23 protein-coding genes and 1 other RNA gene are annotated in these 25,249 nt (G+C 62.8%); 14 read left to right on the top strand and 10 right to left on the bottom strand.

Features of this window, described 5'->3' with window-relative positions; translation table 11 throughout:
- Nucleotides 1-20 precede the first annotated feature (20 nt).
- A complete protein-coding gene (locus AC2CQI_RS16700) occupies nucleotides 21-998 on the bottom strand; it encodes a helix-turn-helix domain-containing protein (RefSeq protein WP_484577356.1) in 978 nt (325 codons plus the stop codon).
- A gap of 527 nt (nucleotides 999-1,525) precedes the next feature.
- On the opposite strand from AC2CQI_RS16700, the gene AC2CQI_RS16695 reads away from it, so the two are divergent.
- The 10 genes from AC2CQI_RS16695 to AC2CQI_RS16650 all read left to right on the top strand — a co-directional run bounded on the left by AC2CQI_RS16695 (nucleotide 1,526) and on the right by AC2CQI_RS16650 (nucleotide 10,896).
- Nucleotides 1,526-1,837 carry a DUF3077 domain-containing protein gene (locus AC2CQI_RS16695; protein ID WP_484577355.1) on the top strand — a complete coding sequence of 104 codons (312 nt, stop codon included), beginning with the start codon at nucleotides 1,526-1,528 and terminating at the stop codon, nucleotides 1,835-1,837.
- 175 nt (nucleotides 1,838-2,012) lie between these two features.
- The gene (locus tag AC2CQI_RS16690; RefSeq protein WP_484577354.1) at nucleotides 2,013-2,432 is read left to right on the top strand and encodes a DUF3224 domain-containing protein; all 420 of its coding nucleotides are present in this window, start codon (nucleotides 2,013-2,015) and stop codon (nucleotides 2,430-2,432) included.
- Between the two features lie 615 nt (nucleotides 2,433-3,047).
- Entirely contained in the window at nucleotides 3,048-4,286 is a 1,239-nt protein-coding gene (locus tag AC2CQI_RS16685) for an OprD family porin (RefSeq protein ID WP_075803560.1), read from the top strand.
- 122 nt (nucleotides 4,287-4,408) lie between these two features.
- The gene (locus tag AC2CQI_RS16680) at nucleotides 4,409-5,215 is read left to right on the top strand and encodes an NAD-dependent epimerase/dehydratase family protein (RefSeq protein WP_484577353.1); all 807 of its coding nucleotides are present in this window, start codon (nucleotides 4,409-4,411) and stop codon (nucleotides 5,213-5,215) included.
- 25 nt (nucleotides 5,216-5,240) lie between these two features.
- Entirely contained in the window at nucleotides 5,241-6,122 is an 882-nt protein-coding gene (locus AC2CQI_RS16675; RefSeq protein ID WP_484577352.1) for a glucurono-1,5-lactonase, read from the top strand.
- 67 nt (nucleotides 6,123-6,189) lie between these two features.
- Nucleotides 6,190-7,155: a TRAP transporter substrate-binding protein gene (locus AC2CQI_RS16670; protein WP_075803557.1), complete on the top strand. Its 966-nt coding sequence runs from the start codon at nucleotides 6,190-6,192 to the stop codon at nucleotides 7,153-7,155.
- Between the two features lie 60 nt (nucleotides 7,156-7,215).
- On the top strand, nucleotides 7,216-7,743 hold the full coding sequence (locus AC2CQI_RS16665; RefSeq protein ID WP_484577351.1) for a TRAP transporter small permease: 528 nt from the start codon (nucleotides 7,216-7,218) through the stop codon (nucleotides 7,741-7,743).
- A complete protein-coding gene (locus AC2CQI_RS16660; RefSeq protein ID WP_075803555.1) occupies nucleotides 7,744-9,024 on the top strand; it encodes a TRAP transporter large permease in 1,281 nt (426 codons plus the stop codon).
- A 60-nt stretch (nucleotides 9,025-9,084) separates the two neighbouring features.
- On the top strand, nucleotides 9,085-10,008 hold the full coding sequence (locus AC2CQI_RS16655; protein WP_484577350.1) for an EamA family transporter: 924 nt from the start codon (nucleotides 9,085-9,087) through the stop codon (nucleotides 10,006-10,008).
- A 24-nt stretch (nucleotides 10,009-10,032) separates the two neighbouring features.
- On the top strand, nucleotides 10,033-10,896 hold the full coding sequence (locus AC2CQI_RS16650; RefSeq protein WP_484577349.1) for an aldose 1-epimerase: 864 nt from the start codon (nucleotides 10,033-10,035) through the stop codon (nucleotides 10,894-10,896).
- A 182-nt stretch (nucleotides 10,897-11,078) separates the two neighbouring features.
- Here the strand turns inward: AC2CQI_RS16650 and AC2CQI_RS16645 are convergent, their stop codons facing one another.
- From AC2CQI_RS16645 to AC2CQI_RS16620, 6 genes are all read right to left on the bottom strand, one after another.
- Entirely contained in the window at nucleotides 11,079-12,380 is a 1,302-nt protein-coding gene (locus tag AC2CQI_RS16645) for an MFS transporter (RefSeq protein ID WP_484577348.1), read from the bottom strand.
- 305 nt (nucleotides 12,381-12,685) lie between these two features.
- Nucleotides 12,686-13,077: a transfer-messenger RNA gene (gene ssrA / locus AC2CQI_RS16640) on the bottom strand.
- Between the two features lie 92 nt (nucleotides 13,078-13,169).
- Nucleotides 13,170-13,448, bottom strand: coding sequence for a hypothetical protein (locus AC2CQI_RS16635; protein ID WP_075803551.1), 279 nt, complete (start codon nucleotides 13,446-13,448; stop codon nucleotides 13,170-13,172).
- Nucleotides 13,449-13,575: 127 nt separating this feature from the next.
- Nucleotides 13,576-16,386 (bottom strand): FAD-binding and (Fe-S)-binding domain-containing protein, encoded by a 2,811-nt coding sequence (locus AC2CQI_RS16630; protein WP_484577347.1) that lies wholly within the window; start codon nucleotides 16,384-16,386, stop codon nucleotides 13,576-13,578.
- Between the two features lie 79 nt (nucleotides 16,387-16,465).
- On the bottom strand, nucleotides 16,466-17,611 hold the full coding sequence (gene lldD, locus AC2CQI_RS16625) for an FMN-dependent L-lactate dehydrogenase LldD (RefSeq protein WP_075803549.1): 1,146 nt from the start codon (nucleotides 17,609-17,611) through the stop codon (nucleotides 16,466-16,468).
- A 71-nt stretch (nucleotides 17,612-17,682) separates the two neighbouring features.
- Nucleotides 17,683-19,347, bottom strand: coding sequence for a lactate permease LctP family transporter (locus tag AC2CQI_RS16620; protein WP_075803548.1), 1,665 nt, complete (start codon nucleotides 19,345-19,347; stop codon nucleotides 17,683-17,685).
- A gap of 253 nt (nucleotides 19,348-19,600) precedes the next feature.
- Here AC2CQI_RS16620 and AC2CQI_RS16615 point away from each other — a divergent pair, with 253 nt between their 5' ends.
- The gene (locus tag AC2CQI_RS16615) at nucleotides 19,601-20,368 is read left to right on the top strand and encodes an FCD domain-containing protein (RefSeq protein WP_075803547.1); all 768 of its coding nucleotides are present in this window, start codon (nucleotides 19,601-19,603) and stop codon (nucleotides 20,366-20,368) included.
- A 119-nt stretch (nucleotides 20,369-20,487) separates the two neighbouring features.
- Here AC2CQI_RS16615 and smpB read toward each other — a convergent pair whose 3' ends face one another.
- Entirely contained in the window at nucleotides 20,488-20,970 is a 483-nt protein-coding gene (smpB, locus tag AC2CQI_RS16610; RefSeq protein ID WP_075803546.1) for an SsrA-binding protein SmpB, read from the bottom strand.
- Between the two features lie 124 nt (nucleotides 20,971-21,094).
- Between smpB and AC2CQI_RS16605 the strand changes: the two genes are divergently transcribed.
- Complete coding sequence (locus AC2CQI_RS16605; RefSeq protein WP_075803545.1) at nucleotides 21,095-21,529, top strand: type II toxin-antitoxin system RatA family toxin; 435 nt, start codon at nucleotides 21,095-21,097, stop codon at nucleotides 21,527-21,529.
- A 60-nt stretch (nucleotides 21,530-21,589) separates the two neighbouring features.
- On the opposite strand, the gene AC2CQI_RS16600 is transcribed toward AC2CQI_RS16605, so the two are convergent.
- Nucleotides 21,590-22,114 (bottom strand): outer membrane protein assembly factor BamE, encoded by a 525-nt coding sequence (locus AC2CQI_RS16600; RefSeq protein ID WP_075803544.1) that lies wholly within the window; start codon nucleotides 22,112-22,114, stop codon nucleotides 21,590-21,592.
- A gap of 97 nt (nucleotides 22,115-22,211) precedes the next feature.
- Between AC2CQI_RS16600 and fur the strand changes: the two genes are divergently transcribed.
- Nucleotides 22,212-22,616: a ferric iron uptake transcriptional regulator gene (gene fur, locus AC2CQI_RS16595; protein ID WP_042125706.1), complete on the top strand. Its 405-nt coding sequence runs from the start codon at nucleotides 22,212-22,214 to the stop codon at nucleotides 22,614-22,616.
- Between the two features lie 64 nt (nucleotides 22,617-22,680).
- Here the strand turns inward: fur and recN are convergent, their stop codons facing one another.
- The gene (gene recN, locus AC2CQI_RS16590; RefSeq protein WP_484577346.1) at nucleotides 22,681-24,354 is read right to left on the bottom strand and encodes a DNA repair protein RecN; all 1,674 of its coding nucleotides are present in this window, start codon (nucleotides 24,352-24,354) and stop codon (nucleotides 22,681-22,683) included.
- A gap of 230 nt (nucleotides 24,355-24,584) precedes the next feature.
- Between recN and grpE the strand changes: the two genes are divergently transcribed.
- Nucleotides 24,585-25,151, top strand: a complete 567-nt coding sequence (grpE, locus tag AC2CQI_RS16585) for a nucleotide exchange factor GrpE (RefSeq protein WP_075803542.1) — start codon at nucleotides 24,585-24,587, stop codon at nucleotides 25,149-25,151.
- The last annotated feature ends 98 nt before the right edge of the window (nucleotides 25,152-25,249 follow it).

Below are 25,249 nucleotides of genomic sequence, written 5' to 3'. Positions count from 1 at the left end.
TGAAGCTTGCGGCTTGTAGCTCAAGATCCGTTGCGCAGATCCGCCGGGCTGATCCCGTAGGCACTCTGGAAGTACTGGCAGAAGCGGCCGACATTGCTGAAACCCAGGGCCAGGGAGATTTCGCTGACGGAGCGGGAAGCGTCCTGCTTCAGCGCCTCATACGCCCGTTGCAAACGCACCTGGCGCTGATAGGACACGATCGAGGTTCCCACGAAGCGGCGGAAGCCGTCCTGCAGGGCACGCAGACTGATATTGCTCAGCTCGGCCAGTTCGCTGCCGCTGACCAGGGCGTCGGGGTGGGCCTGGATGTAGTCCATGGCCTGTTTCACATGGCGCGGCGCGATCAGCTTCTGTGGGCACTTCAGCGCTTCGCTGTAGTTGTGCGGCCAAATTTCCAGTACCGAATCCACCAGCATTTCCTGCAGGCGGCTGGGCATCAGCGAGCTGGCGGTCATCAACTGGTCGAATTCGTTGCCGGTGGCCATGCCAACGATGGCCTTGATGCCCTGGAAGGCGTTCGAGGCCAGGTCCACCATGGGACGGAAGCGGATCGGCTGGAGGATCGGTTTGCCCAGCAGGAGAGAGAGGCGGCGGGCGAATACCGAGCGGCGGATCGACATGCCGTATTGGGAGTGGCCGTCGATGAAGCTCACCGATTTCACCGAGGTCTTTTCCACGGCGAGGCCGATCTGTGGAGTGCCGATGATCTCGCTGGAATGGCTGAAGACGATGCGTCCGGCGGTGGGGAAGACGAAGGTGATCTCGTCCTCGGCGTCGGGCAGGCCGGTCAGCAGGTCGCCGCGAAAGCTCAGGTTGCGAAAGCTCACACCGTCGTAGCGACCGTAGACGCCGGCGATGGCCACCTGGCGATCAGGGCGCGGCATGCCGGCGTAGAGGTTGCCGAACATGCGCGTGAACAACGCGCCGAAATCGTCGGTGCTCATGTTGTCGGAGCGGATCATGAAGGACTGGCGGGGGCTGGCTGGGTCCAGATTCATTGTTGGTCTTCGAGGGGATTCTGGGGAAAAGCAGGATAGGAGAGGGTGGTTACAGCCTGATGATGGCGCACCGCATATCCCTGTGGGAGCTGGCTTGCCAGCGATTTGGCCGGCACTGACGAAGATGGTGTCTGGTCTGACGCTATCGCTGGCAAGCCAGCTCCCACAGGGTCCGTGTCTTGCCATATAAAGCTACGAAACTTCGGCTATCTCCGGCTTTCATGTAGGCAACTTCCCAAGCATACTTCCGCGGCTTTTCAGCCATTGCGTACTGAGGAAGTGCTGCCTAGTCTTGCCTCCGTCGCTGATTCCAGCGACCGGTTTGACAGGCCGTGTGTAAGGTTCCATTCAGTGCCGGATTCGCCTGCCACAGCGCGTGCGCCGTGGTTGTTGTGTCATGGTGGCTGTACGTGGGGCGCCTTCGTGCGCGCCGGGATACCTTGCCTCGGTCTGTCAACCCGCGTACAGCTGCCACCCGTTCGTTTGACAGCGATCCCGTGACAGCCTCATCCGCAAGGTGGAATGTCATGAAGAAGATCGTCCCCGATCCACCCGTATCACCGTCCCGCCCCATCACCGTCCACACCCCGTTTGCCTCGTGCGACGGTCACCATCCCCCGTTGTTCGCCGTCTGTGCCGGAGCCGATGTTGAAGAGGCCTTGGTCCACCTCACCGTACTCTTGCGCACTGCCTTCGAAACCAATCTCCAGGCCTGTGACACGGTCAAGGACAACTACCTGGCCGGGATGCTCTGGGCAACCCAGCACAGCCTGGAAGCTTCGCAGGCGTTGGTCGAATCGATGTTAAAGGGGGTCGCGCAGTGGCAGGCATCAGGTTGACCCAAGGGCGCCGCTAAAACCCTGTGGGAGCTGGCTTGCCAGCGATGAGGCCGGCTCAGGCAATGATGTTGTCCCGCCGGGCCAAATCGCTGGCAAGCCAGCTCCCACAAGGTTCGTGTCGGCCGCCCTGTCCGTGTTACACAGTGCATCCGCAAACACCAATGGACGACTGCCAGTGAAGGCCAGCGCTACCTTTTCCGCCAAGGATTTCAAACCCGCCGAACTGACTCCGGTTCCTGCCATCGCCACGGCTCTTCCGGTCTCCGTGATCACCATGGAGAAACACTACAGCGGCGAGATCCAAGGTCACTCCTCCACCCTGTTTACCGCTGCCTTCGACCGTGCCCTGGGCAAGGGCAGCTATGTCGCCATGGAAAGCTTTGAAGGCAGCGTTAACGGCAAGACCGGCACCTTCAACTTCCTGCACTCAGCCTCCACCAGCGGCAGTGACCGGGCGAACGAGTTCTTCAGCATTGTTGAAGGCAGTGGGACAGGGGAACTGGCGGGAATCGCGGGAACGGGCGGGATCAGCGTCGAAAGCGATGGTACGCACCGGATCTGGTTCGAGTACCGGATTGGTGAGCAGGATTCCTGACTCCAAATCACCGCATACCCTGTAGGAGCTGGCTTGCCTGCGATGGACCGCGCTAGTGGTCCCAAAACCTGCCACGCCGGGTTTCTGTGTAATTAACCTAGGGCAGGCGCCGAATCTGGAATGTCGCCTGACAGCAGCTCGTGCTGGATAGATTTGGGACCGCTGTGCGGTCCATCGCAGGCAAGCCAGCTCCTACAGGGGGCGAGTGTAAGCAACCTTCTGCTCGTCATCGTATGTCTTGGCCATCTTAAGAATCCCCGAGCTAGAGCCATCGACCGAAACGCAGCCCCCGTACATCGACGAACCTGAATAAATCCAGCGCACCCAAACCGTTGACACCCCCACCCACCCTTGCTAATAATTCGTTACGTTGTACGACAACACACAACAAAAACTAAAAACAGTGAACCTGCCCATGTCGACATCACCTTCGCTCCATCCGCGCGTCCCCCATCTCCCGATTTCCCCGGCCAGCCCCTTTGGCTCGCCGTGTACCGCCGTGGGCATCTGACCCCCGCGAATTCCAGGTTCCACCCCAAGCCACCCGCCCACACCGCAGGTCGCCGACGCGCGCCCGGTGGACGGACTGCCACACCCTCAGGGAGCACAACAATAATGAAAATCCGCCACACCCTTCCTTTCACCCTGCTCGGCACCGGCCTGCTCGCCAGCCTGCCGATGACCAGCAGCGCCGCCGGCTTCATCGATGATTCCAAGGCCACCCTCGGCCTGCGCAACTTCTACATCAACCGCAATTTCACCAACCCGAGCAACCCGCAGAGCAAGGCCGAGGAGTGGACCCAGAGCTTCATCCTCGACGCCCGCTCGGGCTTTACCGAGGGCACCGTGGGCTTTGGTGCGGATGTGCTGGGGCTGTGGTCGGTGAAGCTCGATGGCGGTGGCGGCACCTACGGCACGGCGCTGTTGCCGCGGCATGACGACGGTCGCCCGGCCGACGATTACGGGCGCCTGGCAGTGGCCGGGAAGATGCGGATTTCCAAGACCGAACTGAAGGTCGGCGAGTGGATGCCGGTATTGCCGATCCTCCGCTCCGACGACGGCCGCTCTCTGCCGCAAACCTTCCGCGGCGGCCAGGTGACCTCCAACGAGATCGCCGGTCTGACCCTCTACGGCGGCCAGTTCCGCGGCAACAGCCCGCGCAACGACGCGAGCATGGAAGACATGAGCTACGGCAGCGGGGTGTCGGACCGCTTCAACTTCGTCGGCGGTGAGTACAAGTTCAACCAGGACCGCACCCTGTTCGGCCTGTGGAACGCCGTGCTGAAAGACGTCTACGAGCAACAGTACCTGCAGGTCAGCCACATGCAGCCGCTGGGTGACTGGACCCTCGGCGCCAACCTCGGCTACTTCCACGGCGACGACGACGGCGCCGCCCGCGCCGGCAAGCTGGACAACAAGACCTACTCCGGCATGTTCTCCGCCAAGTACGGCAGCAACACCTTCTGGCTCGGCCTGCAGCGCGTCGACGGCAACACCTGGATGCGGGTCAACGGCACCAGCGGCGGCACCCTGGCCAACGACAGCTACAACTCCAGCTTCGACAACTCGGAAGAACGCTCCTGGCAGGTTCGCCATGACTTCAACTTCGCCGGTGTCGGCGTGCCCGGCCTGACCCTGATGAACCGCTACATCAGCGGCCAGGATGTGCATACCGGCAACATCACCGACGGTAAGGAATGGGTCCGCGAATCGGAACTGGCCTACGTGATCCAGAGCGGGACCTTCAAGAACCTCAGCATCCGCTGGCGCAACTCGAGTATCCGTCGCGACTACAGCAACAACGAGTTCGACGAGAACCGCCTGATCTTCAACTATCCGCTGTCGCTGCTGTGATCGACCCGGGGGTCACAGGGTGACCCCCGCAACCAGGCGTTGACAGGCAGCGGAATCGCTGTCGATAATCGACAAAAGTCATACGACAACCTACAACAATTCACGACAATTCGGGGCCGGCCATGACCACCACTCCCTTCAATCGCCTGCTGCTCACCGGAGCCGCAGGCGGCCTGGGCAAGATCCTCCGCGAACGCCTGCAAGGCTTCACCGAGGTACTGCGCCTGTCCGATATCAGCCCCATGGCACCTGCCGCGGGCTCCCATGAAGAGGTGGTGACCTGCGACCTCGCCGACAAGGCCGCCGTGCATGCCCTGGTCGAAGGCGTCGACGCCATCATCCATTTCGGCGGCGTGTCCACCGAGCATTCCTTCGAAGACATCCTCGGCCCGAATATCTGCGGCGTGTTCCACATCTACGAGGCGGCGCGCAAGCACGGGGTGAAGCGGGTGATCTTCGCCAGCTCCAACCACACCATCGGTTTCTACCGCCAGGACGAGCGCATCGACGCCCGTTCCCCGCGTCGTCCGGACAGCTACTACGGCCTGTCCAAGTGCTACGGCGAAGACGTCGCCAGTTTCTACTTCGACCGCTACGGCATCGAGACCGTCAGCATCCGCATCGGCTCGTCCTTCGACCAGCCACAGAACCCGCGCATGCTCTGCACCTGGCTGAGCTACGACGACCTGACCCAGTTGATCCAGCGCGGCCTGACCACGCCGGACGTCGGCCACACCATCGTCTACGGCGCCTCCGACAACCGCACCGTGTGGTGGGACAACCGCTACGCCGAGCATCTGGGCTATGAGCCGAAAGACACCTCCGAGGTGTTCCGCGCCCAGGTCGAAGCCCAGCCGGCACCGGCTGCCGACGACCCTTCGATGGTCTACCAGGGCGGCGCCTTCGTGGCGGCCGGCCCGTTCAACTGACCCCACGCGCCAGGAGGCACGGCCCATGAACTGCGAACTGATCGTCGACGCCCGCAACGGCACCGGTGAGAGCCCGGTGTGGCACGCCGGCGAGCAGGCCCTGTACTGGGCTGATATTCCTGCCCGGCAACTGCATCGCTGGAGCGCCGCGGACGGCGCGCACCAGGTCTGGCAGGGCGACGAAATGCTCGCCTGCATCGCCCGCAATGGCGATGGGTGGGTGGCCGGGATGGAGAGCGGCATCTTCCAGGTGACCGCCACCGCTGATGGCCGCCTCGACAGTCGCCTGCTCAGCCCGGTCGAGCATGCCCGCGAGGGCATGCGCTTCAACGACGGGCGCTGCGACCGCCAGGGCCGCTTCTGGGCCGGCACCATGCTGATGGACATGCAGCAAGGCATTCCGGTCGGCGCGCTGTACCGGCACGACGGGGAGGGCCGCCTGCACCGCCAGCTCGACAGCATGCTGGTGCCCAACGGCCTGGCCTTCAGCCCGGACGGCAGGCGCATGTACCTCTCGGACTCGCACCCGAGCGTGCAGACCGTCTGGGTCTTCGACTACGACATCGATACCGGCACGCCGCGCAACCAGCGGGTCTTCGTCGATATGCACGCGTATCCCGGCCGCCCCGATGGCGCCGCCATCGACCAGGACGGCTGCTACTGGATCTGCGGCAACGATGCCGGGCTGATCCACCGTTTTACCCCGGACGGTCGCCTCGACCGCTCGCTGGAAGTGCCGGTGAAAAAGCCGGCGATGTGCGCCTTCGGTGGCGCCAACCTCGACACCCTGTTCGTCACCTCGATCCGCCCGGCGGGTGTCGACCTCGCCGACCAGCCGCTGGCTGGTGGTGTGTTCGCCCTCAACCCCGGCACCAAAGGCCTGGAGGAACCCGCCGCGCGCTACTGATCGCTACACAGCACAACCTGCCGTCATACAAGCCAAACCGGATAACAACAAAACACGGAGCTTCACCATGACCTTCAAACGCAAGCTGCTTCTGGCCGCGCTTCCTTTCGCCTTCTCCGCGTCCGCCTTCGCGCTGGACATCAAGTTCGCCGACGTGCACCCGGCCGGGTACCCGACCGTGGTCGCCGAGCAGAACATGGGCAAGAAACTCGAAGAAGCCACCAAGGGCGAAATCACCTTCAAGATGTTCGCCGGTGGCGTACTGGGTTCCGAGAAGGAAGTGATCGAACAGGCGCAGATCGGCGCCGTGCAGATGGCCCGGGTCAGCCTGGGTATCGTCGGGCCGGTAGTGCCGGACGTGAACGTGTTCAACATGCCGTTCGTGTTCCGCGACCATGACCATATGCGCAAGGTCATCGATGGCGAGATCGGCCAGGAAATCCTCGACAAGATCACCAATTCCGAATTCAACCTGGTCGCCCTGGCCTGGATGGATGGCGGCACCCGCAGCCTCTACACCAAGAAGCCGGTGCGCTCGCTGGAAGACCTCAAGGGCATGAAGATCCGCGTGCAGGGCAACCCGCTGTTCCTCGACATGATGAACGCCATGGGCGGCAACGGCATCGCCATGGACACCGGCGAGATCTTCAGCGCCCTGCAGACCGGCGTGATCGACGGTGCTGAAAACAACCCGCCGACCCTGCTCGAGCACAACCACTTCCAGAGTGCCAAGTACTTCACCCAGACCAGCCACTTGATCCTGCCGGAGCCGGTGGTGATGTCGAAGACCACCTGGAACAAGCTGACCCCGGACCAGCAGGCGCTGGTGAAGAAGGTCGCCCGCGAGGCGCAGTTCGAAGAGCGCGCGCTGTGGGACGCCAAGTCTGCTGCTAGCGAAGAGAAGCTCAAGGCAGCCGGCGTCGAGTTCATCGTCGTCGACAAGAAGCCCTTCTACGACGCCACCGCTTCGGTACGCGAGAAATACGGCGCGCAATACGCCGACCTGATGAAGCGTATCGACGCCGTCGAGTAACCCCTTCCACATCGACCCTGGTCGTGCAGCCGCTGCTGCACGGCCGCTTTGGTGATGCCTATGAAATCGTTCTTCCTGCGCCTGAACGACGTGCTGTACCGCGCCTGCATCTGGATTGCCGGTCTGTCGATCCTGACCATGTCGCTGATCATTCCCTGGGGCATCTTCGCCCGCTACGTGCTGGGTACCGGCTCCAGTTGGCCGGAGCCGGTGTCGATCCTGCTGATGGTGCTGTTCACCTTCGTCGGCGCCGCCGCCAGCTACCGGGCCGGCGCGCATATGGCGGTGGCCATGGTCACCGACCGCCTGGACCCGGCCGTTCGCCGTCTGGTCGGCATTTTCGTGCAGGTGTTGATGATCCTCGTCTGCCTGTTCATGACCTGGTACGGCTTCAAGCTGTGCGTCACCACCTGGAACCAGTACCTGGCTACCCTGCCGAGCATTCGGGTGGGCATGACCTATGCGCCGATCCCGCTCGGTGGCGTGCTGACCCTGAGCTTCGTACTGGAAAAACTCATGCTGGGTGACCAGAGCCACCGCCGCGCGGTGCGCTTCGACCTGGTCGAAGAAAGCGAAGGAGCTGCATAAATGGATGCCTTCATTCTGTTGGGCAGCTTCATCCTGCTGATCCTAATCGGCATGCCGGTGGCCTACGCCCTGGGCCTGGCGGCGCTGATCGGCGCCTGGTGGATCGACATCCCGCTGCAGGCGATGATGATCCAGGTCGCCAGCGGGGTTAACAAATTCTCCCTGCTGGCGATTCCGTTCTTCGTCCTGGCCGGCGCGATCATGGCCGAGGGCGGCATGTCACGCAGGCTGGTGGCGTTCGCCGGGGTGCTGGTGGGCTTCGTCCGTGGCGGGCTGTCGCTGGTCAATATCATGGCCTCGACCTTCTTCGGCGCCATCTCCGGTTCGTCGGTAGCTGACACCGCTTCGGTGGGTTCGGTGCTGATTCCCGAGATGGAACGCAAGGGCTACCCGCGGGAGTTCTCCACGGCGGTGACCGTCAGTGGCTCGGTGCAGGCGCTGCTGACGCCGCCCAGCCACAACTCGGTGCTCTACTCGCTGGCGGCAGGCGGTACGGTGTCGATTGCCTCGCTGTTCATGGCCGGGGTTATGCCCGGGCTGCTGCTCAGCGCGGTGATGATGGGTCTGTGCCTGATCTTCGCGAAGAAGCGCAACTACCCCAAGGGCGAGGTGATCCCGCTGCGCCAGGCGCTGAAGATCGCCGGCGAGGCACTCTGGGGCCTGATGGCCATGGTCATCATCCTCGGCGGCATTCTCTCCGGCGTATTCACCGCGACCGAATCGGCGGCGGTGGCGGTGGTCTGGTCGTTCTTCGTGACCATGTTCATCTACCGCGACTACAAGTGGCGCGACCTGCCCAAGCTGATGCACCGCACGGTGCGGACCATCTCCATCGTGATGATCCTGATCGGCTTCGCGGCGAGCTTCGGCTATGTCATGACCCTGATGCAGATCCCGTCGAAGATCACCACGGCGTTCCTGACCCTGTCGGATAACCGCTACGTGATCCTGATGTGCATCAACTTCATGTTGCTGCTGCTGGGCACGGTGATGGACATGGCGCCGCTGATCCTGATCCTGACGCCGATCCTGCTGCCGGTGATCAACGGCATCGGTGTCGATCCGGTGCACTTCGGCATGATCATGCTGGTCAACCTCGGCATTGGCTTGATCACACCGCCGGTAGGTGCGGTGCTGTTCGTCGGCTCGGCCATCGGCAAGGTCTCGATCGAGTCCACGGTCAAGGCGCTACTGCCGTTCTACCTGGCGCTGTTCATGGTGCTGATGGCGGTGACCTACATCCCTGCAATCTCTCTCTGGCTGCCCAGCGTGGTGCTGTAAGCGGTCATTTGGGGCGGGCCGGTACTGGCCCGCCTTTTTTTTCGCATATGGATTTCGCACATGGCTGTTTCTTCCGCTGCACCTGCGCTGTTTCCGCGCAAGCTGGCGATCGCGCTATTGGCGCTGCTGGCCTGTTCCTTCGCCGGCAACCATATCGCCGCGCGCTTCGCTTTCGATGACGGGACCGGGGTGTTGCTGGCGATTCTTTGTCGATCCGGCATCACCTTGCTGGTGCTCGCCGGATTACTGATTTGGCAGCGTCAACCGCTGGGCTTGCCGGCCGGGACGTTGCGTTGGCAACTGCTGCTGGGCTTGCTGATCGCGACCCAGAGCCTGTGTTTGTATTCGGCAGTGGCGCGGATTCCCGTGGCCCTTGCCTTGCTGGTGGGTAATACCTTTCCGATGTTGCTCGCGCTGTTGGGCTGGGCCCTGGGTGGGCCGCGTCCGACGGGGCGCAGCGTGCTGTTCATGGGCCTGATTCTCTGTGGTCTGGTCCTGGCGCTGGATGTGCCGGCGCGCCTGGCTGACAGCGGCGAGGCCAATCCGCACTGGACCCTCGGTGTCAGCCTGGCGTTCGGCGCGGCCTGTGCCTTTGCCTGCGCGCTGTGGATAACCGACAACAAGCTGGCCGCCATGCGTGGGCCGGTACGCAGCCTGCTGACCTTGCTGATCGTCTTTTCCAGCATGTTGCTCGCCGGGATGAGCGGGGTGATGCCCAGCGGGTTGTCGGCACCGAGCACGGGCGGCGGCTGGCTGGCGCTGGCGAGCCTGGTGGTGCTCTACGGCATCGCCTTCACCTTGCTGTTCGTCTGCGTGCCGCGGTTGAACATGGCGCAGAACGCGCCGGTGATGAATATCGAACCGATCGCCACCATGCTGCTGGGCTGGGCCTTGCTCGACCAGCACCTGGGTGGCCTGCAGTTGCTCGGCGGCGCAGTGGTGGTGGGCGGCATCGTCCTGCTGACCTGGCGCAAGAGCGGCTGAGCCCTTTATCCACAGGAGCCCTCGATGGCCTTGACCGAGTTGTACCTGCAAGACCGCCTGACCCGCCTGAGCATTGCCCCCGAACTGGGCGCGAGCCTGGTCAACTGGGACGTGAAGGCGACCGGGGAAGCGCTGCTGCGCCCGGCCGATGAAGAAGCGAAGGCTGCCGGTACGCCGCGCCGTTTGGGTTGCTATCCGTTGCTGCCTTGGTCCAATCGTATCGCCGAGGGCGGTTTCGAACGGCCCGATGGCTGGCAGGTGCTGGCGCCGAATACCGATCATGATCCCTATCCGATCCACGGCAGCGCCTGGCAACAGGCCTGGCAGGTGGATCATCACAGCGAGCGGCGGATCAGGCTGACCCTCGACAGCGAATGGCCGTTTGCCTATCAGGCGACCCTGGATGTGCATCTGCACGAAGGGTGTCTGAACCTGGATCTGCACGTGACCCATCTGGATGAGCAGGCCAACTGGTATGGACTGGGGCTGCATCCGTATTTTCCTCGGCATCCGGGGACCCGGTTGCTGGCACCGGCGCAGAGTGTGTGGCTGGGGGAGGAGGGACGCTTGCCCTGGTTCGAGGGGGAAATTCCCGAGGACTGGCGTTTCGCCGAGCTGGCCGGATTGCCGGTGCGGCAGGTGGATCATGCGTTCAGTGGCTGGGCTGGGGAGTGTGTGATCGAGCAGCCGGGGTATCGGCTGGAATGCCGGGCTACGGGGGCGGATTACTTCCTGTTGTTTTGCCCGCAGGACAAGCCGTTCTTCTGTGTCGAGCCGGTGAGCCATCCGGTCAATGCCCACCATCTGCCGGGGCGACCGGGGTTGCGATTGCTGGAGCAGGGGGAGGAGGCGAGTCTGGGGTTCAGGTTGCAGTATCTGCCAGCTTGACTCGGGCTGCTGTAGTGAATTGACCACAGCAATCGCTGGCAAGCCAGCTCCCACAGTGACCGCGTCGTGTCCGGAATCGAGGGCTGGCGGAGGATCCTGTGGGAGCTGGCTTGCCAGCGATTGCGGTAGTAGGTCCACCCAATAAAAAAGGGCCGCAAGTGCGGCCCTTGTCTTTTGCGGGATCAGGCAATCGCCTGGTTACCCCCGGTTGAAGCTATCGGACTTGGAGCAGGCACCGAAGTCACTTCCTTAGCCACCTTCCACACCAACAGCGCAGCAATCACATCGAACGCCGCCAGCACCACGAACAGCGGGCTGTAGCCGATCTGCGTCACCAGCACACCGAAGGCCAGGGTGAACACCGTCGCCCCGAGGTACCCGCACATCCCGCCCATGCCGGTAGCGGTCGCGACCTGGTCACGGGTGAAGGAGTCCGAGGTGATCGAGTACAGCGCGCCGGACAGGGTCTGGTGGGCGAAGCCGCCGATGCACAGGAGCAGGATCGCGGTGTAGGGGCTTTCCACCAGGCCGATGCACGCCGGGCCGATCATGCAACTGGCGCCGAACACCAGGACCATCTTGCGCGAGGTGAACAGCGACACTTTGAAGTAGCGATGGAAGAACGGGCTCAGGTAGCCGCCGAGCACGCAGCCGATATCCGCGGCGAGGAACGGCAGCCAGGCGAACATCGCGATTTCCTTGATGTTCATATGGCGCTCGGTCATCAGGTACAGCGGGATCCAGGCATTGAAGGTCTGCCAGGCCGGCTCCGAGAGAATCCGCGCCGAGGCGATGGCGTAGAAGTTGCGGGTCTTGAAGATCTTCTTCCAGGCGCCTTTCTCGCGTTTCTCCTGCTTGAAGTGGGCTTCCTGGCCGGAAAGGATGTAGTCGCGCTCTTCATCGCTCAGGCGTTTCTGATCCCGTGGGTGCTTGTAGAGCAGCATCCACAGCAGGGTCCAGATGATCCCCGCGACGCCGACCAGCACGAACGCCAGTTGCCAGCCACTGTGCAGGATCGCCCAGACCACCAATGGCGGCGCGAGCAGGGCGCCGAACGACGAGCCGATATTGAACCAGCCGATCGCCACCGACCGTTCCTTGGCCGGGAACCACTCGGTGGTTGCCTTGACCCCGGCGGGCAGGCCGGCGGCTTCGGTCATCCCCAACAGTCCGCGCATGAACGCCATGCTCTGCCAGCCGCTCGCTAGCGCCGCGCCGGCACAGGCCGCAGACCAGGCCAGGGCGAACACGGCGAAGCCGAGCTTGGTGCCGATGAAGTCGATCAGCCAGCCGGCGATCGGCTGCATCAGCGCATAGCAGAACTGCCAGGCGGCGACGATCTTGGCGTATTCGGCGGTGGAGATGGAGAGGTCGGTCATCAGGGTCGGTGCGGCCACCGACAGGGTGTTGCGAGCGAGGTAGTTGACGACGAGTCCAGCCGTGACAAGGCTGACCATCCACCAACGGATGCCTTTTATTTTCATGGTTCACCTGGCGTTATTTTTAGAGGTGCGGTGCTTGTCTCGGTGCTGGCATGGCGAAGTGAGACAAAATGTTTCCAGGAAAGGATGGCATGTTGTGTGTCGTCGTACAACACAATTTGCGTGAATTCAGGCCGGGCGTATGCGGTTTCAGTTAATTATTTAGATAGTTATACGATGTCTAGGTGGGCCGCGGGGCCTAGGGGAAGCAAGACTTGGGAGCAGGGCTTCGCAGAGGATATGAAACCCAGGCAACAAAAAAAGCCCTTTGGCGAATGTCGCCAAAGGGCCTTTCTGTCTTGCGTGTTTGGTGGAACCGGGGGGATTTGAACCCCCGTCCGCCAGTACTCCGCTGTCGGTACTACATGCTTAGCCGTGTCTATTGAGTTAATCCGCAGCCGCCCGACGGGCAGGGTGCTTTGGACGAGTTGTGTAAGTTTTAGCCGCTTCGTCCACAACGTACTGCACGGCGATCCTGTTCTGTATGACAATCATTTCGGGTTTACAGGCATCCCCTGATGATTGCTGGAGCCGAAGCTACCAGAAGGGCGGGCTCGGCTGCTTACGCAGCGAGAGCGTAACCCTCGAAGGTTTCGTCATTGGCAACTATAGAAAGTTGCAACAGTGGATTTACGAGTTCTGTTACCAACTCGGCATGCACCTAGAGTTTCATCACCGGCGTCGAATCCTAATCGGCCCCATTTTTACTGCTCTAAGCTGACGCTTTCTCAAGCGCGTAAGGCGGAGTATACGCGATCCGGGCGACGTGTGCCATCGCCCGGACGCTCTGCCTCACTCGCTGCCGCCACCCTTGGTGGTGTTCTGCAGGTCCTGCAGGGCCTTGGTGGTGAGGGCGATGCAGTCCTTGTCGTTGCCGGCAGTCTTCGCGGCCCGCGCATCATCGGCCTGTTCCTTGACGGATTTGACCAGGTCTTCCGACGTGGCGCCGAGGCTGGCCAACTGATCGTCGATCTTCTGCAGGTTGGCGGTACACAGGTCATCTGCCGCAAACACAGGGGAGGCAAGCAACGCGGCGGTCATGAACAGTCCGGTAATCGCAGTACGCTTCATGTGAATCTCCTTGGCTTTGAAGGCCTCGGGAATTGGGCCTTGTGGGGTGGACTGCACCGCCCTTGAAGGAGTTCACAGGAATGTAACGACCGGCTGGCTTGTTGCTCCAGCCGGTTACTAGCACCCGTCAGATGGCGCGCGGACGGGTGACCCGGTCCACGAGATAGACCAGCCCGTGGTAGTCAATGCCTGAATGACTCGACAGACCGATCTCACAGGTCCGACTGGTGGAAATCCCTTCCTCGCAGTACTGCACCGCATCCTTCAGGCTGCGCAGCGAGTGGCTGTTGAGTTCCGGGGTGGTGAAGCCCTTGTCGCCGGCGAAACCACAGCAGTGGATGCCCTCCGGAATCACCACCTGCTTGCTGCACAGCCGCGCCAGGTCGATCAGCGCCTGGCTCTCGCCAAGGTGCTGGGTGCTGCAGGTGACATGCACCGCCACCGGCGCGTCCTGCGGGGTGAACTCCAGCTTGTCGAGCAAGTGGGTGCGGATGAAGCGTACCGGGTCATACATGTCCAGGCGGGTTTCGGCGAGGTCCTGGACCAGGCGCAGGGTGCACGGGCTGGTGTCGCAGTAGATCGGATCGAGCCCGCCGCGGCTGGCGTGGAGCAGGGCGCCGAGCATTTCCTGGCGCTTGTGCTCGGCTTGCTCGGCATAGCCTTTGGAAGCGAACGGCTGACCACAGCAGAGGCTGTCCTGGTTGTCCGGGAAGACCACCTGATAGCCGGCTTTCTCCAGCAACCCCCGGGTCTTGTCCAGCAGCGAGGTCTGCTCCTTGTCACTGGCCGCCGGACCCATGACCCGCGAGACACAGGCGGCCAGATAGACCACCCGCAGCCGGGCATCATTGCTGGTGATGCTGACCTGCGGTGACTTCAGTGGCTGCGGCATGGCTGGCGTCCACTGCGGCAGACGGCCCTTGCTCGCCTTGCTCAACGAATGACTGATGCGGGCGAGACGCGGGGCGCCCAGCAGGCGGCGGGCACCGTTGGCGACACGCAGGGTCAGGCGGGCACCACTGAGAGCCGTATGGAAATTCTCCGCCAGCCAGTCCGCGGTCTTGCCGTGATGTGCGGCTTTTCCACGCAGCTTTTTCACCAGTTCGCCGGTATTGATCCCAACCGGGCAACGCTGAGCGCACAATCCAGTGGCCGCACAGGTATCGATGCCCTGGTACTGGTAATCGCGCTCCAGTGCCGAGGTGTCTTCACCGGCGCGTTTCCTGGCCTGGATATCCCGCCACATGACGATGCGCTGGCGCGGGCTCAGGGTCAGCCCCTTGGACGGGCAGACCGGCTCGCAGAAACCGCATTCGATGCACTTGTCGACGATCTCGTCGGCGGCCGGCAAGGGTTTCAGATTCTTCAGATGGATATCCGGGTCTTCGCTGAGGACCACGTCCGGGTTGAGGATGCCGTTGGGATCAAGCAGGCGTTTGAGCTTCCACATCAGCTCGTAGGCATCGCGGCCCCATTCCAGCTCCACGAAGGGCGCCATGTTGCGCCCGGTGCCGTGCTCGGCCTTGAGCGAACCACCGAACTCCACGGCCACCAGTTGCGCCACGTCCTCCATGAAGGCCTGGTAGCGCGCGACTTCCGTGGCGCTGTTGAAGCCCTGGGTGAAGACGAAATGCAGGTTGCCTTCCAGTGCGTGGCCGAAAATGATCGCTTCGTCGTAGCGGTGCTTGTCGAACAGCTGGATCAGGCGGTTGACGCCTTCGGCCAGTTGTTCGACGGGGAAGGTGACGTCTTCGATGATCACCGTGGTCCCGGTCTGACGCACCGCACCGACGGCGGGGAAGGTGTCCTTGCGAATTTTCCACAGCAGGTTGTACACCGCCGGGTCTTCGCTGAAATCGACCTTCTGCTCCAGCGGGAAATCGGCGATGGAGGCCATGATCTGCGCCAGCTGCTCATGCAGCAGCGTCTGACTGGCGGCGCGGGATTCGATAAGCAGGGCGCAGGCATTCTCCGACAGGCCTTTCACCCATGCCGGCATGCCCGGCTTGTCCTGCACCGAGCGCATGCTGCGACGGTCGAGCAGTTCAACGGCGGACACCGGTTGCTGCTTGAGCACGGTCACCGCACGGCAGCAGCTTTCCACGGTGGGGAAGACGATCAGCGCCGAAGCCTTGTGCGGGTGGTCGGGTACGGTGTCGTAGGTCACGGCGCTGATAAAGCCGAGGGTGCCTTCGGAGCCAACCAGCAGGTGTTGCAGGATATCGAGCGGCTGGTCGTAGTCCACCAGGGCATTGAGCGACAGGCCGGTGGTGTTCTTCAGTCGATACTTGTGCCGGATGCGATCAGCCAGCGCTGTATTGGCGCGGGTTTCGCGACCGAGAAAGGCCAGCTCTTCGAGCAGGTCGGCGTGGCTGTTTTCGAAGGCGGCGACGCTCGCAGGGTCCTCGCTGTCCAGGCGGGTGCCATCAGCCAGCACCAGGCGCAGGCCGGCGAGGGTGTGATAGGTGTTCTGCGCGGTACCGCAGCACATGCCGCTGGCGTTGTTGGCGACGATGCCGCCGATCTTGCAGGCGTTGATCGAGGCTGGATCGGGGCCGATCTTGCGCCCGAACGGCGCCAGCCAGGCGTTGGCCTGGGCGCCGATGACCCCGGGCTGCAGGCGGATCTGTTCACCCTGGCCGCGGATTTCGCGGCCGTTCCAGTTATCGCCGAGGACGATCAGCACCGAGTCGCTGATGGCCTGGCCGGACAGGCTGGTGCCGGCGGCGCGGAAGGTCACCGGCACGCGGTCGCGCTGGGCCAGCTGGACCAGGCCGACCACTTCGTCTTCGGATTCGACCCGCACCACCAGCTTGGGAATCAGCCGGTAGAAGCTGGCGTCGGTGCCGAAGGCCAGGGTCGAGGTCGGGTCGTCGAAACGGCGGTCGGCGGGAATCAGGCGCTCGGCATCGCGGAGGAACGCGGCGGGCAGGCTCATGCAAACTCCTCGCGGAGCCACGGCGTCTGGCGCGCCGCGTGCCCCGGTCAATCAGGCGGTAGGAAGTGCGGGCGCGCGGTCAGGCGCCCAGTTCGCGGACCAGCGAGTCGCGGGTGATCTCGCTGATCGACTTGGCGCCAGTCAGCACCATGGCCACGCGCATTTCCTTCTCGAACAAGTCCAGCAGGTTCTTCACCCCGGCTTCGCCGTGGGTTGCCAGTGCATAGAGGAAGGCGCGGCCGATCATCACGGTGTCGGCGCCGAGGGCGATCATGCGCACCACGTCGAGGCCGCTGCGGATGCCGGAGTCGGCGAGGATCCTGATATCACCCTTCACCGCGTCGGCGATGGCCGGCAGGGCGCGGGCGCTGGACAGCACGCCGTCGAGCTGGCGCCCGCCGTGGTTGGATACGACGATGCCGTCGGCGCCGAATTTCACCGCGTCGCGGGCGTCATCGGCATCGAGGATGCCCTTGATGATCATCGGGCCGTCCCAGAACTCGCGGATCCACTCCAGGTCTTTCCAGGAGATGGACGGGTCGAAGTTGGCGCCGAGCCAGCCGATGTAGTCGGCCAGGCCGGTGGGGTTGCCACGGTATTTGGAAATGTTGCCGAGGTCATGCGGGCGGCCCAGCAGGCCGACATCCAGGGCCCATTGCGGATGGGTCATAGCCTGCCAGACGCGCCGCAGCGGTGCGTTCGCCCCGCTCATGCCGGAGTGGGCGTCACGGTAGCGGGCGCCGGGGACGGGCATGTCGACGGTGAACACCAGGGTTTTCACGCCGGCAGCCTTGGCCCGCTCCAGCGCGTTGCGCATGAAGCCGCGGTCTTTCAGGACATAGAGCTGGAACCACATCGGCCGGTCGATCGCCGGGGCGACTTCTTCGATCGGGCACACCGAGACGGTGGACATGGTGAAGGGAATGCCTTTCGACGCCGCCGCACGTGCCGCCTGGACTTCACCACGACGGGCATACATGCCGGTCAGTCCGACCGGGGCGAGGACCACGGGCATGTTCAGGGTTTCGTCGAAGAGCCGGGTCTGCAGGCTCAGTTCCGACATGTTTTTCAGCACGCGCTGACGCAGGGCGATGCTCGCCAGGTCCTCGACGTTATGGCGCAGGGTGTATTCGGCGTAGGCGCCACCGTCGGCGTAATGGAACAGGAACGGCGGCAGCTTGCGCTGGGCCGCGGCACGGTAGTCGGTGGAGGCAGAAATGATCATGGGATCTCGCAACCAGGTGTGTGAGAAGGCAACTGCCGGGCGCGTCGGAAGCGCGCCCGGCCCCTGTCACTTTAGTGAACCAGCATGCCGGTCAACCAGTAGGCCTGGATCAGGGTGATCAGGCCGACGATGGTGGCAAAGAACAGGCTGTGCTTGAGGGTGAAGCGGAACAGGTCCGATTCCTTGCCGACCAGGCCGGTGGCCGCGCAGGCCACGGCGATGGACTGTGGCGAAATCATCTTGCCGGTCACGCCGCCGCTGGTGTTGGCCGCGACCAGCAGGGTGTCGTTGACGCCAATCTGGTGCGCGGTGGTGGCCTGCAGCGAGCTGAACAGGGCGTTGGACGAGGTGTCCGAACCGGTCAGGAACACGCCCAGCCAGCCGAGGAACGGCGAGAAGAACGGGAACGCGGCGCCCGTGCCGGCCAGGACCAGGGCCATGGTCGAGGACATGCCCGAATAGTTGGTGACGAAGGCGAAGGCCAGGACCATGCCGATGGACAGGATCGGCCAGCGCAGCTCGTAGAAGGTCTCTTTCAAAGTGGTCAGACCAGTTTTGAAGTTGATCTTCAGGACGATCATCGAGATCAGCGCGGAGAGGAAGATCGCGGTGCCGGTGGCGGAGATCGGGTCGAGCTTGAACACTGCCGGGATCGGCGTCGGGTTGGCGACGATCGGCGCGGTCTTGATCACCAGTTGATCAAGGTGCGGGATGGCGAAGTTGAAGACAAAGTTGTACATCGCGCCGCCGCTGGCGAAGGCCGCCTTGAACGGCTTCAGGGTCCAGATGGTGACCAGCACGGTGAGGATCAGGAACGGCGACCAGGCCTTGAAGATCTCGCCGAGGCTGTAAGGCGTGGGCTGGGCGCCGCCCTTGACCACGTCGGCGCCGACACCGGCGGTCACGGTGCTGAAGGATTTCTTCGGCTGCCAGACCTTGAGGAACAGGGTCAGGGCGATCAGCGAAGCCAGGGCCGAGGTGATGTCCGGCAGTTCCGGGCCGATGAAGTTCGAGGTGAAGTACTGGGTGACGGCGAAGCTCAGGCCGGCGACCAGGGCGGCAGGCCAGGTCTCCTTTACGCCTTTCAGGCCGTCCATCATGAACACCAGCCAGAACGGCACGAACAGCGACAGCAGTGGCAGTTGGCGACCGGTCATGGCGCCGATATGGAAGGCGTCGATGCCGGTGACCTGGCCGGCCACGATGATCGGGATGCCCAGGGCGCCGAAGGCCACCGGTGCGGTGTTGGCGATCAGGCACAGGCCGGCGGCGTACAGCGGATTGAAGCCGAGGCCGACGAGCAGCGCGGCGGTGATGGCCACCGGCGCACCGAAGCCGGCCGCACCTTCGAGGAAGGCACCGAAGCAGAAGCCGATCAGCAGGACCTGCAGGCGCTGGTCATCGGTGATCGACAGCACCGAGCTGCGGATCACTTCGAACTGGCCGCTCTTGACCGTCAGTTTGTAGAGGAACACCGCGGCGACGATGATCCAGGCAATCGGCCACAGACCATAGGCAAAACCGTAACCGGCGGCGGCGAAAGCCATGTCGGCAGGCATCTGGAAAGCGAAGATCGCCACCAGGATCGACAGGCCCAGGGTGATGCTGCCCGCGATGTGTCCCTTCATGCGGAACACGGCCAGCGCCAGGAAGAAGAACACGATTGGAATGACCGCCGCCAGGGCGGACAGGCCAAGACTACCAAGCGGACTATAGAGTTGTTGCCAGGTTTGCATGTGGGATGGCCCCTAATTGTTTTTGGTAAGGCGCTGGCATTGGTTAATTGGTAAGACCAATTTACAATGGCGAGGCGCTAGGTTAAAAGCCTCGCTGTGGGTGTGTCAATTTGTCCGCGTGAAACTTTGGTCGCAGGGCCGACGAAAGGCCTGACTGAGTGGTAAGGAAAGTTGCCAACTGATGGGTGTGGCGCGGGGCGGGATAGGCCAGAATAGGCGCCCCGAACTGACTCGGGATTGTGGAGAGCATGTGATGGTTTTCGACCAGGTCCGCCAGCGCCGTTTGTCCGACGATATCGTCGAGCGGCTGGAGGGAATGATTCTTGAGGGCACCCTGACCGCTGGCGAACGCTTGCCGGCCGAGCGGGTGCTGGCTGAACAGTTCGGCGTTTCGCGTCCGTCGTTGCGCGAGGCGATCCAGAAGCTGGTGGCCAAGGGCATGCTGGTCAGTCGCCAGGGTGGCGGCAACTATGTGGCGGAGTCGCTGGGCACGACTTTCAGTGATCCTTTGCTGCAACTGCTCGAAAGCAATCCCGAGGCCCAGCGCGACCTGCTGGAGTTTCGTCATACCCTGGAGGCGTCATGCGCCTACTACGCGGCGATGCGCGCGACCGATGTGGATCGGGAGCGGCTCAAGGCGGCGTTCGATGCCTTGCAGGATTGCTACACCCGCAATGACGAAGTGACCCGGGCCGAGGAGGGCGCGGCCGATGCGCGCTTCCACCTGGCGATTGCCGAGGCCAGCCACAATGCGGTGTTGCTGCATACCATTCGTGGCTTGTTCGACCTGCTCAAGCGCAACGTGGTGACCAACATTGGTGGCATGTACAAGCAGCGTACTGAGACCCGCGACATGCTGATCAGTCAGCACCGGGACCTGTACCTGGCGATCGTCGAAGGGCGGGCGCAGGATGCGCGGGAAGTGTCGAGCCGGCACATTCTGTATGTGCAGGAGGTGCTGGAAGAGGTGCGGCAGGAAGTGCAGAGGGTGGCGCGGGCGGAGCGGCGCAAGGGTCGCTGATCTTGTGTTGTTGCTGAGGGCCCTATCGCTGGCAAGCCAGCTCCCACAGGTTTGGCGGCGCACGCGGTCACTGTGGGAGCTGGCTTGCCAGCGATGAGGCCACCAGAGGCGCCGAAGAACTAGTCTTCCCGCCCCTTGTTGCGCACCGCACGCTGCAGCTCGCGATTGGAATCCCGTTCGCGCTCGGTATCGCGCTTGTCGTATTCCTTCTTGCCCTTGCCCAAAGCAATCTCGCACTTGATCAGGTGCTTGCTCCAGTACATGGACAGCGCGACGCAGGTGTAGCCCTTCTGCTGCACGCCCACGTACAGACGCTCCAGCTCGCGGCGATTGAGCAGCAGCTTGCGGGTACGGGTCGGGTCGGCGATGACGTGGGTACTGGCGGTCGTCAGCGGGGTGATGTGGCTGCCCATCAGCCAGGCTTCACCGTCCTTGAGCAGCACGTAGCTGTCCACGAGGTGCGCCTTGCCGGCACGCAGGCTTTTTACTTCCCAACCGGACAGGACCAGTCCGGCCTCGAATTTGTGTTCGATGAAGTAATCGTGTCGCGCTTTCTTGTTCTGCGCGATGGTCCCTGTCGGATGTTTCTTTTGTTTGGCCATAGGGGCGGCATTATAGGGAGTCGCCGCGTCGGCGGCTACGGGGGAGTGGCGAGCTTGAGGCGACGGAGTGAATCCCGGACAATGCGGCGCATTCTTCTTGTTCACGTTTGGAACTGACGCCTGGATGACTACCCATATTCAACGGTCGGCCCTGCTGCCTTATCCCGCTCAGGCACTCTACGATCTGGTCAATGACGTTGCGAGCTACCCGAAATTCCTGCCCTGGTGCTCGGGCTCCACTGTGCTGGAGTCCAGTGACACGGCCATGCGCGCCAAGGTCGAAGTGGCCAAGGGCGGTCTCAGCCAGCATTTTGTAACGCGTAATGTGCTGGTGCCGGGGCAGTCCATCGAAATGAACCTGGAAGAGGGTCCGTTCAGTCAGTTGCATGGCCTGTGGGTGTTCAAGCCGTTGGGCGAGAAGGCCTGCAAGATCAGCCTGGACCTGTCGTTCGAATATTCCGGCGCGTTGGTCAAGGCGACCCTGGGGCCGCTGTTCAACCAGGCGGCGAATACCCTGGTCGATGCGTTCTGCCAGCGGGCCAAGCAGCTTTACGGCTGATTTTCCGGCAGCCATAAAAAAGCCCGAACTGCTGTTCGGGCTTTTTTGTGCGCGCCGTGATTACTCGGTTTGCAGGGGCGGCGGAGCCGGGACCGGCATGACTTCGATGGTATCGACGTCGCGCTGGATCTTCTCTTCCAGCGAACCCGGGCGTGCAGGCTTCTCTGCTTTCGCCGGCTGGGCCTGTTGCTCGCCTGGCTGGCTGACCGTGGTGCTGCTTTCGTTACCAAGGATTTCCTGGTCACGGCTCACGCCAGGCATGAAGTCGCCGGACAGGCTGGCCAGTTGGTCATTTTCATTGAAGAAAATGCTGATGCGCTCCTGTTGGCGCTCACCGCCGCCAGGCTGCAGGCTGTACAGGTAATCCCAGCGATTGGTGTGGAAGGTATCCTGGATCAGCGGGTTGCCCATGATAAACCGTACTTGGCGACGGGTCATTCCAGGGCGCAATTGGTCTATCATGTCCTGCGTTACGACATTGCCCTGCTGGATGTCGATTTTGTAAACCCCGGGGAACGAGCAACCGGCGAGTGCGAGCAGTCCCACGAGGGTGAGGCTGGTTAGCAAGAGCTTGGTGTTTTGCATCGGTGGGCGACTTCCACTATCTTGGCTGGACAACGTAAACCCCGATCATACCCGTATTCAGAGAAGCTGCGAAGCAGCATCGGCGAGAAAGCTGACCATGGTTGAAAATAGCGAACTGCGCAAAGCCGGTCTCAAGGTGACCCTGCCTCGAGTCAAGATCCTACAGATGCTCGACTCCACCGAGCAGCGCCACATGAGCGCTGAAGATGTCTACAAGGCATTGATGGAAGCTGGAGAAGATGTCGGCCTGGCCACGGTCTACCGTGTCCTGACCCAGTTCGAGGCTGCCGGCCTGGTCGTGCGTCACAACTTCGACGGCGGCCACGCGGTATTCGAGCTGGCCGACGGCGGCCACCACGACCATATGGTCAACGTGGATTCCGGTGAGGTGATCGAGTTCTTCGATCCTGAAATCGAGAAACGCCAGAAGGAAATCGTTGCCCAGCACGGTTACGAGCTGGTCGACCACAATCTGGTGCTGTACGTACGCAAGAAGAAGTAAGCGTTCGCGCTTGCTGCATAAACAAAGAAGGCGATCCGCGGGTCGCCTTCTTTGGTTCTGGATCTCAGCTTTTGCTGGTGACGACCATCTTCTTCGCGTGGGCCAGAGATTCCTTGGTCAGGTCGATGCCGCCCAGCATCCGCGCCACTTCCTCGACCCGCTCGCGTTTGCCCAGGCTGGCGACGGCGGTGTGGGTGGCATCGCTGTCGCGCACCTTGTGCACGAACAGGTGGTGATGACCTTGCGCCGCCACCTGCGGCAGGTGGGTCACGGTCAGTACCTGACCGCGTTCGCCCAGGCGCCGCAGCAACTGGCCGACGATTTCCGCAGTCGGGCCGCCGATGCCCACGTCCACTTCGTCGAAGACCAGGGTCGGAATCCGCGAGGTCTGCGCGGTGATCACCTGGATCGCCAGGCTGATCCGTGACAGCTCGCCGCCCGAGGCGACTTTCGCCAGCCCCTTGAGCGGTTGTCCCGGGTTGGCGCTGACCAGCAGTTCCACCTGTTCCAGTCCGTGGGGGTGTAGGTCTTCGCCATTGCCGGGCCGCAGTTCGATGCGGAAGCGTCCGCCCGGCATGCCCAGGCGCTGAATTTCCTGCTCCACTGCGGCCGACAGCTGGGTCGAGGCGCGCTGGCGCAGGCTGCTGAGTTCGCCGGCCTTCTCGTGATAGTGGCGGGCGTAGGCTTTCAGTTCGTCTTCCAGGCGCTCGATCGACTCATCGTTGGCGTTCAGGCTTTCCAGTTCCTCGCCCAGGCGCTGCTGCAGGTCGAGCAGGCCGGTGGGGTGGATGCGGTGCTTGCGCGCCAGGGTATAGAGGGTGTCGAGGCGCTCCTCGAGCTGTTGCAGGCGCATCGGGTCGGCATCGAAGTTGTCGAGGAAGCGGTTGAGTTCGCCGACCGCCTCTTCCACCTGGATCTGTGCGCTGGCGATCAGGTTGACCGCCTCGCCCAGTGCGCGCGGCGCATTCTGCACGGCGGTCAGGCGATTGACACTGACGGTCAGGGCGCTGAGCACGTTGCCCGAGTCGCTTTCGCTGCAATGGTCGATGACCTGGCGGCAGATGCCGAACAGGGCTTCGGCATTGGTCAGGTTCTTGTGTTCCTGTTCCAGTTGTTCCAGTTCGTTCTCGCCGAGGCCGAGGTTGTCCAGTTCCTCCAGCTGGTAGCTGAGCAACTGGTGGCGGGCGCGCTGTTCATCGCCGGAATTGCGCAGGCGTTCCAGCTCGGTATGGGTCTGCCGCCAGCGCTGCGCGGCCAGCTGGACCTGGCGGGCCAGGTCGGTGGCGCCGGCGTATTCGTCGAGCAGGCGGCGGTGGGTGTCGGTCTTCAGCAGTGACTGGTGCTCGTGCTGGCTATGGATGTCGATCAGCAGCTCGCCCAGCGCCTTGAGGTCGCCGAGGGGGCAGGGCGTGCCGTTGATATAGCCTCGGCTGCGGCCCTCGGCGGTGATCACCCGGCGCAGGATGCACGGGCCGTCGCTGTCCAGGTCGCGCTCCGCCAGCCAGGTGCGGGCCTCGGGGATGTCCACCAGGTCGAAGGTGGCGAGGATGTCGGCCTTGTCCGCGCCGGGGCGCACCACGCCGCTGTCGGCGCGATCGCCCAGGGTCAGGCCCAGGGCGTCGAGCATGATCGACTTGCCGGCCCCGGTTTCGCCGGTGATGACGCTCATGCCGCGGGCGAGTTCAAGGTCGAGGTGTTCGACGATGGCGTAGTTGTGGATGGACAGGTGCACCAGCATGCGGGCGACTCCCAGAATCAAAAGGTCTGGTTATTTATACAGTGTTTTTGAAAATGCTGGCAATGCCCCGCCTTAGTCCGATTCGCTCGCCCGGGGCGGTTTTTGATCGCGGACAGTTATGTGCGCCGCACATTGATGTTCAATCACCCTTGAAGCTGCTTTTTGCGACCCCATATAGGCCGGCAGATGCGCGAGTCGAGCTCGCCGACGACATTGAGAGGAGAGATTTCATGGCTGATGAGCAGAAGCTGGACGAACTGAATCCGAACGCAGACAAAGCCGCCGAAGCGGGTTCCGAGGATCTGGTTGCCCGCGTGCAACTGCTCGAAGAGCAGGTTGCCGCCGCCCAGGACCAGGCCCTGCGCACCGCTGCCGACCTGCAGAACGTACGCCGCCGCGCCGAGCAGGATGTGGAAAAGGCGCACAAATTTGCCCTGGAGAAGTTCGCGGGCGATCTTCTTCCGATCCTCGACAGCCTGGAGCGCGGCCTGGAGCTGTCCAATCCGGATGACGAAAACATCCGTCCGATGCGCGAAGGCATCGAGCTGACCCTGAAGATGTTCGAGGACACCCTCAAGCGCTACAACCTCGAAGCCATCGATCCGCACGGCGAACCCTTCAACGCCGAGCAGCACCAGGCGATGGCCATGCAGGAAAGCGCCGACGTCGAGCCGAACAGCGTGCTCAAGGTGTTCCAGAAGGGCTATCAGCTCAACGGCCGCCTGCTGCGCCCGGCCATGGTCGTGGTCAGCAAGGCTCCGGCACCGGTTTCGCCTTCCATCGACGAGAAGGCTTGAAATTAGCCGGATGGCCCCCATCTAGGTGTCAAGCGTTTAAGTGCTACCGCAGTAGGCAACCACCGCTGCGGCAACCAAATCCAAAGTTTCGGGAGAGT

It is taken from the genome of Pseudomonas sp. P2S-1, from assembly GCF_057197725.1.
The sequence above is the reverse complement of the archived record's forward strand: the minus strand, read 5'-3'. Positions and strand labels throughout refer to the sequence as shown.

What these genes read in the sequence shown, in the direction of transcription:
- AC2CQI_RS16630 (WP_484577347.1), bottom strand. Translation starts at nt 16,386, where the DNA reads ATGAGCCTGCCCGCCGCGTTCCTCCGCGATGCCGAGCGCCTGATTCCC.
- AC2CQI_RS16665 (WP_484577351.1), top strand. Translation starts at nt 7,216, where the DNA reads ATGAAATCGTTCTTCCTGCGCCTGAACGACGTGCTGTACCGCGCCTGC.
- AC2CQI_RS16620 (WP_075803548.1), bottom strand. Translation starts at nt 19,347, where the DNA reads ATGCAAACCTGGCAACAACTCTATAGTCCGCTTGGTAGTCTTGGCCTG.
- AC2CQI_RS16685 (WP_075803560.1), top strand. Translation starts at nt 3,048, where the DNA reads ATGAAAATCCGCCACACCCTTCCTTTCACCCTGCTCGGCACCGGCCTG.
- AC2CQI_RS16605 (WP_075803545.1), top strand. Translation starts at nt 21,095, where the DNA reads ATGACTACCCATATTCAACGGTCGGCCCTGCTGCCTTATCCCGCTCAG.
- AC2CQI_RS16600 (WP_075803544.1), bottom strand. Translation starts at nt 22,114, where the DNA reads ATGCAAAACACCAAGCTCTTGCTAACCAGCCTCACCCTCGTGGGACTG.
- AC2CQI_RS16655 (WP_484577350.1), top strand. Translation starts at nt 9,085, where the DNA reads ATGGCTGTTTCTTCCGCTGCACCTGCGCTGTTTCCGCGCAAGCTGGCG.
- AC2CQI_RS16680 (WP_484577353.1), top strand. Translation starts at nt 4,409, where the DNA reads ATGACCACCACTCCCTTCAATCGCCTGCTGCTCACCGGAGCCGCAGGC.
- smpB (WP_075803546.1), bottom strand. Translation starts at nt 20,970, where the DNA reads ATGGCCAAACAAAAGAAACATCCGACAGGGACCATCGCGCAGAACAAG.
- AC2CQI_RS16660 (WP_075803555.1), top strand. Translation starts at nt 7,744, where the DNA reads ATGGATGCCTTCATTCTGTTGGGCAGCTTCATCCTGCTGATCCTAATC.
- AC2CQI_RS16635 (WP_075803551.1), bottom strand. Translation starts at nt 13,448, where the DNA reads ATGAAGCGTACTGCGATTACCGGACTGTTCATGACCGCCGCGTTGCTT.
- AC2CQI_RS16695 (WP_484577355.1), top strand. Translation starts at nt 1,526, where the DNA reads ATGAAGAAGATCGTCCCCGATCCACCCGTATCACCGTCCCGCCCCATC.
- AC2CQI_RS16675 (WP_484577352.1), top strand. Translation starts at nt 5,241, where the DNA reads ATGAACTGCGAACTGATCGTCGACGCCCGCAACGGCACCGGTGAGAGC.
- AC2CQI_RS16615 (WP_075803547.1), top strand. Translation starts at nt 19,601, where the DNA reads ATGGTTTTCGACCAGGTCCGCCAGCGCCGTTTGTCCGACGATATCGTC.
- AC2CQI_RS16650 (WP_484577349.1), top strand. Translation starts at nt 10,033, where the DNA reads ATGGCCTTGACCGAGTTGTACCTGCAAGACCGCCTGACCCGCCTGAGC.
- AC2CQI_RS16700 (WP_484577356.1), bottom strand. Translation starts at nt 998, where the DNA reads ATGAATCTGGACCCAGCCAGCCCCCGCCAGTCCTTCATGATCCGCTCC.
- fur (WP_042125706.1), top strand. Translation starts at nt 22,212, where the DNA reads ATGGTTGAAAATAGCGAACTGCGCAAAGCCGGTCTCAAGGTGACCCTG.
- AC2CQI_RS16670 (WP_075803557.1), top strand. Translation starts at nt 6,190, where the DNA reads ATGACCTTCAAACGCAAGCTGCTTCTGGCCGCGCTTCCTTTCGCCTTC.
- grpE (WP_075803542.1), top strand. Translation starts at nt 24,585, where the DNA reads ATGGCTGATGAGCAGAAGCTGGACGAACTGAATCCGAACGCAGACAAA.
- AC2CQI_RS16645 (WP_484577348.1), bottom strand. Translation starts at nt 12,380, where the DNA reads ATGAAAATAAAAGGCATCCGTTGGTGGATGGTCAGCCTTGTCACGGCT.
- recN (WP_484577346.1), bottom strand. Translation starts at nt 24,354, where the DNA reads ATGCTGGTGCACCTGTCCATCCACAACTACGCCATCGTCGAACACCTC.
- lldD (WP_075803549.1), bottom strand. Translation starts at nt 17,611, where the DNA reads ATGATCATTTCTGCCTCCACCGACTACCGTGCCGCGGCCCAGCGCAAG.